This is a genomic window from Mesorhizobium sp. WSM3860 (assembly GCF_002294995.1).
Lineage (GTDB): Bacteria > Pseudomonadota > Alphaproteobacteria > Rhizobiales > Rhizobiaceae > Mesorhizobium.
In genome coordinates this window covers 132,210-143,192 of record NZ_NSGF01000015.1, presented here as the reverse complement: position 1 = coordinate 143,192, position 10,983 = coordinate 132,210, and the positions used below count along the sequence as shown (strand labels likewise).

15 protein-coding genes are annotated in these 10,983 nt (G+C 64.1%); 9 read left to right on the top strand and 6 right to left on the bottom strand.

Features of this window, described 5'->3' with window-relative positions:
- Window positions 1–174: 174 nt before the first annotated feature.
- The 5 genes from CK220_RS22500 to CK220_RS22480 form a co-directional block, all read right to left on the bottom strand.
- Entirely contained in the window at window positions 175–1,014 is an 840-nt protein-coding gene (locus CK220_RS22500) for a citryl-CoA lyase (protein ID WP_095813629.1), read from the bottom strand.
- Window positions 1,011–2,195 (bottom strand): CoA transferase, encoded by a 1,185-nt coding sequence (locus tag CK220_RS22495; protein ID WP_095813628.1) that lies wholly within the window; start codon window positions 2,193–2,195, stop codon window positions 1,011–1,013. The genes CK220_RS22500 and CK220_RS22495 overlap by 4 nt, the downstream gene beginning before the upstream one ends.
- Before the next feature lie 15 nt (window positions 2,196–2,210).
- Entirely contained in the window at window positions 2,211–3,734 is a 1,524-nt protein-coding gene (locus CK220_RS22490) for a tripartite tricarboxylate transporter permease (RefSeq protein WP_095813627.1), read from the bottom strand.
- Between the two features lie 5 nt (window positions 3,735–3,739).
- Complete coding sequence (locus tag CK220_RS22485) at window positions 3,740–4,276, bottom strand: tripartite tricarboxylate transporter TctB family protein (RefSeq protein WP_095813626.1); 537 nt, start codon at window positions 4,274–4,276, stop codon at window positions 3,740–3,742.
- Window positions 4,277–4,400: 124 nt separating this feature from the next.
- On the bottom strand, window positions 4,401–5,366 hold the full coding sequence (locus tag CK220_RS22480) for a tripartite tricarboxylate transporter substrate-binding protein (protein ID WP_095813625.1): 966 nt from the start codon (window positions 5,364–5,366) through the stop codon (window positions 4,401–4,403).
- Here CK220_RS22480 and CK220_RS22475 point away from each other — a divergent pair.
- The 8 genes from CK220_RS22475 to CK220_RS22440 all read left to right on the top strand — a co-directional run bounded on the left by CK220_RS22475 (window position 5,335) and on the right by CK220_RS22440 (window position 9,514).
- Complete coding sequence (locus CK220_RS22475) at window positions 5,335–6,420, top strand: IclR family transcriptional regulator (RefSeq protein WP_245429348.1); 1,086 nt, start codon at window positions 5,335–5,337, stop codon at window positions 6,418–6,420. The two genes, CK220_RS22480 and CK220_RS22475, sit on opposite strands and share 32 nt — an antisense overlap.
- Window positions 6,421–6,504: 84 nt before the next feature.
- On the top strand, window positions 6,505–6,975 hold the full coding sequence (locus tag CK220_RS22470) for a nucleoside deaminase (protein ID WP_095813624.1): 471 nt from the start codon (window positions 6,505–6,507) through the stop codon (window positions 6,973–6,975).
- 143 nt (window positions 6,976–7,118) lie between these two features.
- Window positions 7,119–7,442 (top strand): metalloregulator ArsR/SmtB family transcription factor, encoded by a 324-nt coding sequence (locus tag CK220_RS22465; RefSeq protein WP_095813623.1) that lies wholly within the window; start codon window positions 7,119–7,121, stop codon window positions 7,440–7,442.
- Window positions 7,439–7,849, top strand: coding sequence for an SRPBCC domain-containing protein (locus tag CK220_RS22460; RefSeq protein ID WP_095813622.1), 411 nt, complete (start codon window positions 7,439–7,441; stop codon window positions 7,847–7,849). The genes CK220_RS22465 and CK220_RS22460 overlap by 4 nt, the downstream gene beginning before the upstream one ends.
- 75 nt (window positions 7,850–7,924) lie before the next feature.
- On the top strand, window positions 7,925–8,317 hold the full coding sequence (locus CK220_RS22455) for a VOC family protein (protein WP_095813643.1): 393 nt from the start codon (window positions 7,925–7,927) through the stop codon (window positions 8,315–8,317).
- A gap of 37 nt (window positions 8,318–8,354) precedes the next feature.
- Window positions 8,355–8,588, top strand: coding sequence for a hypothetical protein (locus CK220_RS22450; protein WP_095813621.1), 234 nt, complete (start codon window positions 8,355–8,357; stop codon window positions 8,586–8,588).
- Window positions 8,588–9,037 (top strand): DUF1801 domain-containing protein, encoded by a 450-nt coding sequence (locus CK220_RS22445; protein ID WP_095813620.1) that lies wholly within the window; start codon window positions 8,588–8,590, stop codon window positions 9,035–9,037. The genes CK220_RS22450 and CK220_RS22445 overlap by 1 nt, the downstream gene beginning before the upstream one ends.
- Before the next feature lie 78 nt (window positions 9,038–9,115).
- Complete coding sequence (locus CK220_RS22440) at window positions 9,116–9,514, top strand: DUF1801 domain-containing protein (RefSeq protein ID WP_095813619.1); 399 nt, start codon at window positions 9,116–9,118, stop codon at window positions 9,512–9,514.
- Between the two features lie 48 nt (window positions 9,515–9,562).
- On the opposite strand, the gene CK220_RS22435 is transcribed toward CK220_RS22440, so the two are convergent.
- The gene (locus tag CK220_RS22435) at window positions 9,563–10,117 is read right to left on the bottom strand and encodes a GNAT family N-acetyltransferase (RefSeq protein ID WP_095813618.1); all 555 of its coding nucleotides are present in this window, start codon (window positions 10,115–10,117) and stop codon (window positions 9,563–9,565) included.
- A gap of 227 nt (window positions 10,118–10,344) precedes the next feature.
- On the opposite strand from CK220_RS22435, the gene CK220_RS22430 reads away from it, so the two are divergent.
- Window positions 10,345–10,800, top strand: a complete 456-nt coding sequence (locus CK220_RS22430) for a DUF2214 family protein (protein ID WP_095813617.1) — start codon at window positions 10,345–10,347, stop codon at window positions 10,798–10,800.
- Window positions 10,801–10,983: the final 183 nt, after the last annotated feature.

The following is a 10,983-nucleotide window of genomic DNA, read 5'->3' as shown; positions in this document are numbered from 1 at the left end:
CTCCCAGCCAGCATCTTGAATCTGATTTGCAGACCCTTGGGAATCCCTTCGATTCAATCCAAATTCATCCCGCTCTAGCGCAATTCCAGGAAAGTGTGACACGATTTCCGTCAGGAATTCCGCCAAAACAAAGAGACAGGGCGGTTCGCCGTTTCCGTGAAACGGTGAAACGCTCTAATCGGAGTCGCCAGGAAACGGCCGCGCCGGTGTGCCGGTATAGGCCCACAGCCATTCTTTGGGCAGCGGTCCCTTGTTGCGGTCGCTCTCCTGCGATTGCTCCCAGGCATGTGCCAGTATGCCTACCGAGCGCGACAGCACGAAGAGGCCGCGCGTCAGCGGCGGCGGGAAGCCAAGCTCGCCATAGATGACGGCTGTGGCGCCATCGATGTTGAGCGGGATCGACTTGCCCTTGCGTGTCGCCACGTCCGTCTCGATCGCCTCGGCAATGTCGGCGAAGCGCCCGCTGACGACGCCGCGCGCGGCGAACTCACGCGTCAGTTCGATGAGGCGCGGCGCCCGCGGATCGATGGGATGGAAGCGATGGCCGAGGCCGGGCACGTAGCCCTTTTCCTCGGCGAAGAACCGGTCGAGCCGCGCACTCACCGCTTCCCCAAGGCTCGCGCCACCATCCATTGCGGCGGCGATGTCGCCATAGAAGGAAAGCGCCTGCTCGCCGGCCCCGCCATGCACGTCGCCCAGCACGTTGATGGCGGAGGCCATGGCGTTGTTGATGCCGACGCCGCAGGTCGCCGCCATGCGCGCGATCGCGATCGACGGCGCCTGCGGGCCATGGTCGACCGCGGCCCCGAGCGCAATGCCCAGCAGCGCCGCCTCATCCTCGCTTGGCAACTCGCCGCGAAGCATCAGCCAGATCATCGCCGGAAAGCTGACCCGGCCGATCAGATCCTGGATCTCGTAGCCGCGCAGCCGGATCACGCCGGGCCGCATCTCGATGATGCCGGTCCGCCACCACTCCTCGCCGCGGTCGCGGCCGGTGTTTTTCTCCCCGCTCATGCCGGCGCCCGCCCTTTGCCGCGCGCCGGCAAGCTGGCGAACACGTCGTCCATATGCGCGCCAAGACGTGGCGGAGGGCCGGCTGGCACGGGAGCCGCACCGTCGACCATAAAGCCGCCGCGCACCACCGTGAGCGGCTTGTCGATGCCCGGTATCCCCTGGAAGCGGGTCGTCATGCCGCGCTCGGTGACCTGGCGTTCCTCCAGCACTTGCGGGATCGTCAGCACCCGCCCGGCCGGCACGCCGGCGCGGTTGAGCTTTTCTTCCCAGACAGCCGCCGGAGCGACGGCAAGCGCGTCCTCGATCAGTGTTTTCAACGCGGCCCGGTTCTCTTTGCGTGTCTCGCGCTCGGCGAAGCGCGGATCCGAAGCCAACTCCGGGCGGCCGATCAAGCCGCAAAGGATCACGAACTGCTCCTGCTTGTTGGCGGCGATGTTGAGCAGGCCCTCACCGGTGCGGAAAGCGCCGGAGGGCGCGGCCGTCATGTTCTCGTTGCCCATGGCTTGCGGCTCGACGCCCGCCGTCAGATAGTTCGACACCGGCCATCCCAGCGCCGACAGCGTGCATTCGAGCATCGACACGTCGAGGAAGGCGCCCTCGCCGCTCGTCTTCTGCCGCACCAGTGCCGCGGCGACCGCAAACGCCCCGACCAATCCGCCAAGCGTGTCGGCGACCGGATAGCCGACGCGCAGCGGCGCGGTCTCCGGCGTGCCGGTGATGCTCATGATCCCCGACAGCCCCTGGATGATCTGGTCGTAGGCCGGATTGCCGCGCATCGGGCCGGTCTGGCCGAAACCTGAGATCGCACAATAGACGAGGCTGGGCCTAACCTCCTTCAGCTTCTCATGGCCGAGGCCGAGCCGATCCATGACGCCCGGCCGGAAATTCTCGACCAGCGCGTCCGACGTCGCGACGAGATCGAGAAAGCGCTCGCGGTCGGCCTGCTTCTTCAGGTCGAGCACCACCGATCGTTTGCCGGCGTTTTGCGCCAGGAAGGATGCGCCCATGCCGGCTTTGTTGAGCTCCGGCGAGGCGCCGAGCTGGCGCGCCAAATCGCCGCCCGGCGGCGCCTCGACCTTGATGACGTCGGCGCCGAGCAGCGCCAGCTGGTAGGCGCAGTAAGGACCTGCCAGCACATTGGTGAGGTCGAGGATGCGGATGCCGGAAAGCAGGTCTGTCATGATGCTTCACATCGGTCAGGCATCGCCAGGCACATGCTCTGGTCCGCGCCTGCGCCGGTGTTCGATCCAGGCCCAGATATGCGGGCCGACCAGACCGATGAAGGCGAGCGTGAGAAGCGTCAGCGAGAGCGGGTGCCTATAGAACACCGTCCAGTCGCCATTGGCGATCGTCATCGCGCGGCGGAACTGCGTCTCGGCCAGAGGCCCGAGGATCATGCCGATGATGACCGGCGCCGTCGGAAAGTCGAAGCGGCGCATCAGGAAGCCAGCCGCGCCCAGCAGGTAGAGGATGATGAGATCGATCGGCGACTGCGAGATGCCGTAGGTGCCGACGGTGGCGAACACCAGGATGCCGGCATAGAGCTGCGGCGCCGGGATCTTGAGCAAGCGCACCCACAGGCCGATCAGCGGCAGGTTGAGGATGACCAGGATGACGTTGGCGATGAACAGGCTGGCGATCAGGCCCCAGACGAGATTGGCCTGCGTCGTCAACAGCAACGGCCCGGGATTGATGCCGTAGCTCTGGAAGGCCGACAGCATGATCGCCGCCGTCGCCGAGGTCGGCAGGCCAAGCGTCAGCATCGGCACCAGCACGCCGGCAGCCGACGCGTTGTTGGCAGCCTCCGGCCCGGCGACGCCCTCGATGGCGCCGACCGTGCCGAACTCCTCCTTGTGCTTCGACAGCTTCTTCTCGATCGCATAGGAGAGAAAGGTCGGGATCTCGGCGCCGCCGGCCGGCATAGCGCCGATCGGGAAGCCGATCGCCGCGCCCCTGAGCCACGGCTTCCACGAGCGCGCCCATTCGGAAGCCGTCATGTAGAGCGAGCCCTTCAGCGGCACGATCTCGTCCTTGCCGGCATAGCGGCGCGAGGCCATGTAGAGCGTCTCGCCGACCGCAAAGAGGCCGACCGCGACGACGATGACGTCGACGCCGTCGAGCAACTCGCCCATGCCGAAGGTGAAGCGCGGCTGCCCGGTTTGCAGGTCGACGCCGATCATGCCGATGACGAAGCCGACGAACAGGCTGGTAAGCCCCCGCACAGAGGACGAGCCGAGAACCGCCGAAACGGTGATGAAAGCGAGCACCATCAGCGAGAAATATTCGGCCGGCCCGAAAGCGAGCGCGAACTTCACCACGATCGGCGCCAGGAAGGCGACGCCCAGCGTGCCGATGGTCCCGGCGACGAACGAGCCGAGCGCGGAAGTCGCAAGCGCCGCGCCCCCGCGGCCCGAACGCGCCATCCGGTTGCCCTCGAGCGCGGTGACGATGGTGGCGCTTTCGCCCGGTGTATTGAGCAGGATCGACGTCGTCGAACCGCCATACATGGCGCCGTAATAGATGCCGGCAAACAGGATGAAGGAAGCTTCCGGCGCCACCTGGTAGGTGATCGGCAAAAGCAGCGCGATGGTCAGCGCCGGCCCGAGGCCGGGCAGCACGCCGATCGCGGTTCCGAGCGTCGTGCCGAGCAGACACCACAAGAGATTGGTCGGCGTGAAGGCGACCGCAAATCCGTGCGCGAGATAACCGAGCGTGTCCATCGTCCTCAGCCCTTTCCCATGCCGAAGAGGGCGTTGATCAACGCGTTGAGCTGGTTCTCGATCAGGCCGGCCCCAATGTTGACGCCGAGTGCTCTGGCGAATCCGAAATAGGCCGCCAGCGCCAAGACCAGGCCAAGCAGCGCATCGCGCAGCGGATGCCGGCTGCCGAAGCCGAAGCAGACCAGCACGAACATGATCACCGAGGCGGCTGTGAAGCCGAGCGGCTGGATGAGCACGAGATTGGCAACGAGCCCCGCTACCACGAAACCCATCGACTTCCAGTCGGTCGGCGTCTCCTTTTCCTCGTCCGGCTGCCAGCCGCCGCGAACAGCGGCAAGGATGAGCAGCAGCGACAGGATCACCATGCCGGCCATCGTGATGTAGGGGAAGACCTTCGGGCCGACCTTGGAATAGAGCGGCGACACCGGGATCGCCAGGGTCTGCCAGGCAACGGCCCCGGCGCAGGCAAGAAGCCCGACGCCGATCAGCAATTCGGGTATGGCAAGGCGCGGCGGTGACGCCTGCTGGTCGCTGGTGCTCATGATCTCCTCCCCGGAAGGCCGGCCTCCCACTGCCGGCTTCGCCGCAGTTTCATTCCTGAACCGTTGCATGTTCGCTGTCTCGAAGGAGGCGATGCCGCGTCCTTCGAGATCAGGCAGGAGCGGATCAGGCGAGGCCGAGATCCTTGAGGATCGCGCCGATGCGGGTCGTGTCCTCGGCGACGAACTTGGCATAATCGTCGCCGGTGAGCAGAATCGGCGTCCAGTTGCGGTTTTTGCACTCGGTCGCCCAGGCCTCGCTCTTCGCCATGGTCTCGACCATCTTGATCATCGCCGCCTTGTCTTCATCGGAAACGCCGGGCGGTGCGAAGACGCCGCGCCAGTTGAACAATTCGACGTCGATGCCTGCCTCTTTCAATGTCGGCGCGTCGATGCCTTCCTGGCGCTTGTCCGACGAGATCGCCAGCAGCCTGAGCGCGCCCGCCTTCACCTGCTCGGAGAATTCGCCATAGCCGGAAATGCCGGCCGCGACCTGGTTGCCGAGCAGCGCCGATAGCGCCTCGCCGCCGCCGGCGAAAGGCACATAGGACAGGTTTGCGGCAGGCACGCCGACCGTCTTGGCGATCAGGCCGAACAGGATGTGGTCGGAACCGCCGGCCGAACCGCCGGCCACCGGAACCTTCGTCGGATCCGCCTTCAGCGCGGCGACGAAATCATTAGCCGTCTTGAACGGCGAGGCTGCCGGTACCACCAGCGCCTCGAACTCGCCGGTGAGGCGCGCGATCGGCGTCACTTCGGTGAGATTGTTGGCGGCCTTGTTGGCGATAATGGCACCAACCATGACCATGCCGGCAACCATCAGCGCATTGCCCTTGCCCTTCCACTGGTTGACGAATTGCGGCAGGCCGACCGTGCCGCCGGCGCCCCCGACATTGGTGATCTGCGAGCCCGAGATCAGCTTTTCGGAGCGCAGCACCTGATCGATTGTGCGCGCAGTCTGGTCCCAGCCGCCGCCGGGTGCCGCCGGCACGAAGATCTGGATTTGCGGGGCGTCCTGCGCGAAGGCGGGTGCGAAATGCAAGGCCGCGAAGCCGGCGGCGGTGGTCGTCAAGAATCTGCGTCTGTTCAGCATGGGATTCCTCCAAATCACGACACCTCCTCCGGTGCCTGCCAAGACGTGGCCTGAATTAAGACCCGCGTTCGAGTTCAAGCATTTGTTACCGCGTTCTGTCAACGCGAATGCCATTCTGCTGGACAGAACGCATCGGATCGGACTAAATCCGCATGTCCAGGGTCATTCCCGGATGGGCGACCACGATGAAATCGTCACCGCAATGACAGACCTTCCTCCAAGCGGGGTCCCGGCCGACGGCGTTGCCGCGCTCGACCGGGCAATCGCCATCCTCGACGCGTTCACCATCGCCGACCGGTCGCTCGGCCTCGCCGAAATCGCGGCCCGCACCGGCCTCTATAAGAGCACGATCCTCAGGTTGGCCAACTCGCTGATGCGCGGGCAATTGCTGGAGCGCCTGGAGGACGGACGCTATCGCATCGGACCGGCGACCTTCAGGCTTGGCGCGCTTTACCAGCGCTCGGTCGTGGCGATGGATATCCTGCTGCCGATCATGCGCGATCTCTCCGAGCGGAGTTGGGAAAGCGTCGCCTTCTACGTCCGCTCGGGCGACGTGCGCACCTGTCTCTACCGGGTCGAGTCCAAGCACCCGATCCGCTACACGATCCGGGAAGGTGATGTCCTGCCTTTGCTGGTGGGCTCCGGCGGCCGGGTGCTGGCCGCCTTCTCGGGAGAGCAAGGGGAGCCTTACGAGACGATCCGGAAAACCTATACTTACATTTCGATCGGTGACCGCGATCCGCAGACGGCCGGCATCTCCGCCCCTGTCTTCGGGCCGGGACGGACACTGCTCGGCGCGCTCACGCTCGCCGGTCCGAACACCCGGGTCGACGCGAACTTCCTCATGCGCATGAAGCGCCCGCTGCTCGAAGCAGCCGCGCGCGCCACCCGTGCTTTTGGCGAAGACGCATCCATGCTGGATGCGGCAGGCCTCGACATGCCGCCGAAACCCGCGACGGAGGCGCGTTTTGGCGAGGATCAGATTGGAGTATCCGGCACGCACCATGCCAACGTCGCCGAGGTTGGAGCAGGTCGACGCTCACGCGACGGTTAGCTCTTGCCAATCGCGTCCCTTGGCACCAATTTCGGCTCGAAGGGCCGTTCATCGGGTGGATGGCGGCGTGACAGGGGTTTTGCCATGACCCGCGATCAGATGCTCGCCCACCTCCGATCCGCCGACGCCGCGGCGCGCGAGGCGGCGGCGCACGGGCATCATCCTTTCGGTGCGGTGCTGGTCGGCCCCGACGACGCGATCCTGATGCGCCAAGGTAATATCGACACCGTGCATCACGCCGAAACCGAACTTGCGCGACGCGCGGCGGCCGCCTATTCGCCGGAGTTTCTCTGGACTTGCACGCTGGTCTCAACCGGCGAGCCCTGCGCTATGTGCACCGGAACGCTCTACTGGGCCAATATAGGCCGGCTGGTCTACGGCTTCGAGGAGACCAAGCTTCTGGCGCTCACCGGGGATCACGCGGCGAATCCGACGATGAGCCTTTCTTCGCGCGCAGTCCTCGACTCCGGCCAGAAAAAGATTGAGGTGTTTGGCCCTTTCCCCGAAGTCGCGGACGAGCTGCTCGCATCGCACCGCGATTTCTGGAAGCGCTGACCGGAGGCTGAGGTTGGGGACGGCGTCCGCAAGGAGACCGTGACGAGCCCGCTCCTAAGCTTCCGTCGCTCTAGGCTTCTGCTTGACTCACATATATCTCACTGGTTATACGTCAATCAATAGCCATTGAGTTATCGGTCCAGATGACGAACGCACACGATATGCTCTTCCGGACGCTTGCCGATCCGACAAGGCGCGCCATCTTCGAGCGTCTGTGCCGGCAAGGCGAGCAGACGGTCGGCGCGCTGACGGCTGAGGCCGGTGTCTCGCAGCCGGCGGTGTCGAAACATCTCGGCCTGCTCAGGCAAGCCGGACTGGTGCGCGACCGCCAGGAGGGCCGGCAGACCCACTATAGCGCGCAGCTTGGCGCGCTCGCGCCGCTGATCGACTGGACACGCGAGATGGCCGGGTTCTGGGAGAGCCGGTTCGATGATCTCGAGGATCTGCTGAAGAGGATGGATCAATGAACGATATGCCGGCCGGAACGCGCTGCGTCGTCGTCGAGCGCGAGATTCCCTATCCGCCGGAAAAGATCTGGCGGGCATTGACCCAACCGCATCTCATCGAGGAGTGGCTGATGAAGAACAACTTCAAGCCGGTCGTAGACCACCGTTTCGAACTGAGCGCGGACTGGGGCGGTGTCGAGTGCCAGGTCCAGACAGTCCAGCCAAACAAAACGCTCTCCTACACATGGGACACCAAGGATCTGGAGAGCGTCGTCACCTGGACGCTCACCCCGACCCGCGCCGGCACTCGCCTGCGCATGGAGCAGACGGGCTTCCGGACTGACCAGGAGCCGTATTTCCGGGGTGCCACCGTTGGCTGGCCCAGGTTCTTTGCGGCCTTGGAGCAGGTGCTTTCGCGGATCGATTGAAGTCTGTCGAAGATTCAAAACAGACAAGATCTGTTGAGGCGGCGCCGCGCAGGCGTGAGCAATGGAGACATGCAAATGAAGATCAAGCTGACAAGCGTCTATGTCGACGACCAGGAGAAGGCTCTTGGCTTCTATACGGACGTGCTGGGCTTCACCAAAAAAGCCGATTTCACCAATGGGCCGTTTCGCTGGCTAACGGTCGCCCCGCCCGACGATCCGGAAGGCACCGAGCTGCAGCTGGCGCTGAACGACAATCCGGCGGCCAGGACCTACCAGCAGGCCATCTTCAAGCAAGGCCAGCCGGCGCTCATGCTGTTCACCGACGACATCAAGGGCGACCATGAGCGCATCACGGCCAATGGCGGCAGCTTCGCCATGACCCCCACCGAGGTCACCGGCTCGACCATCGCGCAGCTCAACGACACCTGCGGCAATCTCATCCAGATCACGCAGCTGGCGCGCCGGTAGGGCCGACGTTTCTTTCGTTTTTGCAAAGGAGGAAGCATTGGACTGGAGCAAGTGGATCAGGCAGTTGCATCGCTGGCTGTCGATCATCTTTACCGTGACCGTCATCGCCAACTTCGTCGCCATGGCATTGGGCGAGCCGCCCGCCTGGGTGGTCTATTCGCCGCTCCTGCCGCTTTTCCTGCTGTTGTTCAGCGGCCTCTACATGTTCGTCCTGCCCTATGCCGCAAGGTGGCGCGGTGAGCCGGCGCGCGAGCGCGCCGGACCGGCCTGATGGCGAAGGCGAACGCTACGAAGGGTGGGACCAGGCCGTCGGGGGAAAAGCCCGTCCTGCTTTCGGGCGGCAACCCGCAGATCGCCAAGGGTTATGGTGACGCTCCCGTGCAGGCCTATATCGCGGCGATGCCGGGCTGGAAGAGCGAGGTAGGCCGCCGGCTCGACCAACTCATCATGCAGGCCGTTCCCGACGTGCAGAAGGCCGTCAAATGGAACTCGCCGTTTTACGGCATGGACGGCGAAGGCTGGTTTCTCGGCATTCACTGCTTCACCAATTACGTCAAGGTGGCCTTCTTTCGCGGCATGTCGCTGAAGCCGGTGCCGCCCGGCGAATCCAAGAGCAAGGACACGCGCTATTTTCACATCCATGAGGACGACCAGCTCGACGAAGCGCAATTCGTCTCCTGGGTGAAACAGGCAAGTCAATTGCCTGGCGAACGAATGTAAGCGCATTATCGATCAAGCACGGTTCGCCTGACGAGGCATCATGGCGATCCGTCTATCGGGTGTTGAAGGAGGAGACATATGGAGAAAAGCGGCGTGCAGGAAAGCAAATCTCCTTCCGAGCTGATCGATGGCCGTATCGCGGAATTGGGCGATTGGCGGGGCGAGATGCTCGGCCGGTTGCGCGCCCTGATCAAGGAGGCCGATCCGGACGTCACCGAGGAATGGAAGTGGCGCGGCGTGCCGGTCTGGGAGGACGCCGGAATGATCTGCACCGGCGAGACCTACAAGGCCGTCGTCAAGCTGACCTTCGCCAAGGGCGCGGCTCTGCCGGATCCCTCACGCCTCTTCAACTCCAGCCTCGAAGGCAAGACAAGGCGCGCCATCGATTTTCGCGAAGGCGAGGAGATCGACCAACAAGCGTTCAAGGCTCTCGTGCGTGCAGCGATGGCCCTGAACAGGTCCAAGGCCAAACGCTGATCCGAGAGGGGCGTCGGGACCGGAAGCGTAGGAACCCGCATTTGCCCTCTAGGCTGTCGCCCCTCCTGCCCACCGCTCCAGCAGGATCGTCTGCTTCTCGTGATAGGTGGTCCGCAGGATTTCGCGATAGCCGTTCTTATCTGCGACCTTGAGCGAGGCGCCGTTTTCGGGATCGATGATGCAGACGGTCCTGGCTCGCCCGAACGCCTCGTCACCCCAGGCGACGATGCGCCCGACGACTTCGCTTGCAAGCCCCTGGCCATGCGCACCCGAAGCTAAGGCCCAGCCGGCTTCCGGCACGCCTTCGATCGAGGGCTCGATCTCGCGCTTCAGATCATGGAACCCGGCCTCGCCGATGAAGCGGCCGGTCGCCTTGTCCTCGATAGCCCAGAATCCATAGCCAAGCAGCGACCACAGCCCGGCATGGCGCAGGAAGCGCATCCAGCTTTCCTCGCGGGTGCGCGGCTTGCCGCCGATGAAGCGGGTGACCCCCGGGTCCGCCCACATCGCGACATAGGTTTCGAAATCGTCGAGCCGGTGCGGCCGCAGGACCGTCCGCGCCGTCTCGAGGATCGGCACACCGGCTTCCCTTGCAACGCTCATCGCAGTCCCCTCCATCAAGGCGGCAGCGCTAGCAAACCGGTGCGTTCGGGCAAGGGCCAGGATTGCCCCGTGTCATCCTCCAGCGATTCGAAGGAACGAGCGCGGTCGACTATCGTCCACCGGCTGACATTTTCGGCGTGTCTGGGATTCTCGACTGACGATGCTACTCTTCGGGCGAAACTGATTCAGCCATGTCTCGCGGCGCCGTCTGAACACGAGGAAAGACGATGGACACCACCGACCTTTTGCTGGCGATCGCCCACCATCTTCTGGTGTTCTCGCTGGCCGGCATCATCGGAGCCGAATTTGTGCTGGTGCGCGGCGAGTTGGGGGCGACGACGCTCAAGCGCCTTGTCGGTATCGACCGCCACTACGGCCTCATCGCCGCGCTGATCGTCATCATCGGCGTCTGCCGGGTGTTCTTCGGCCTGAAGGGCTGGGAGTTCTACGTCTACAACTGGGTGTTCTGGGCAAAGATGATGGCCTTCATCATCGTCGGGCTGCTGTCGATCATCCCGACCGTGCGCTTCGTCTCCTGGAGCAGGCAGGCGAGCGGCAATCAATCCTTCTCAGTCCCGGCGGCGGAACTGGCCTCGGTGAAGAACTATGTCCGCGCCGAGGGCTTCATCTTCCTGCTCATCCCGGTGTTTGCCGCGGCGATGGCGCGCGGCTACGGTTACTAGAATAGAACCGAGGAAGAGCAGGGATCGGGCAGCAACCGGCATTCGCCAACGCAGCGTCCCCAGATGTCGACCATCTGGCATCCCGCAATCCATCCTCCGACCCAGATCTTTTCCATCCATCTTGCGGGTGATTTGTAGATAATCGCGGTTTGCCGTTTGAGTCCGATTGCAATCTGCTAGCCT

Coding starts and splice junctions, on each gene's coding strand:
- CK220_RS22455 (WP_095813643.1), top strand. CDS start 7,925: ATGAAGATCAAGCTGACAAGCGTCTATGTCGACGACCAGGAGAAGGCT.
- CK220_RS22500 (WP_095813629.1), bottom strand. CDS start 1,014: ATGAGCGGGGAGAAAAACACCGGCCGCGACCGCGGCGAGGAGTGGTGG.
- CK220_RS22445 (WP_095813620.1), top strand. CDS start 8,588: ATGGCGAAGGCGAACGCTACGAAGGGTGGGACCAGGCCGTCGGGGGAA.
- CK220_RS22465 (WP_095813623.1), top strand. CDS start 7,119: ATGACGAACGCACACGATATGCTCTTCCGGACGCTTGCCGATCCGACA.
- CK220_RS22490 (WP_095813627.1), bottom strand. CDS start 3,734: ATGGACACGCTCGGTTATCTCGCGCACGGATTTGCGGTCGCCTTCACG.
- CK220_RS22470 (WP_095813624.1), top strand. CDS start 6,505: ATGACCCGCGATCAGATGCTCGCCCACCTCCGATCCGCCGACGCCGCG.
- CK220_RS22440 (WP_095813619.1), top strand. CDS start 9,116: ATGGAGAAAAGCGGCGTGCAGGAAAGCAAATCTCCTTCCGAGCTGATC.
- CK220_RS22435 (WP_095813618.1), bottom strand. CDS start 10,117: ATGAGCGTTGCAAGGGAAGCCGGTGTGCCGATCCTCGAGACGGCGCGG.
- CK220_RS22480 (WP_095813625.1), bottom strand. CDS start 5,366: ATGCTGAACAGACGCAGATTCTTGACGACCACCGCCGCCGGCTTCGCG.
- CK220_RS22430 (WP_095813617.1), top strand. CDS start 10,345: ATGGACACCACCGACCTTTTGCTGGCGATCGCCCACCATCTTCTGGTG.
- CK220_RS22460 (WP_095813622.1), top strand. CDS start 7,439: ATGAACGATATGCCGGCCGGAACGCGCTGCGTCGTCGTCGAGCGCGAG.
- CK220_RS22495 (WP_095813628.1), bottom strand. CDS start 2,195: ATGACAGACCTGCTTTCCGGCATCCGCATCCTCGACCTCACCAATGTG.
- CK220_RS22485 (WP_095813626.1), bottom strand. CDS start 4,276: ATGAGCACCAGCGACCAGCAGGCGTCACCGCCGCGCCTTGCCATACCC.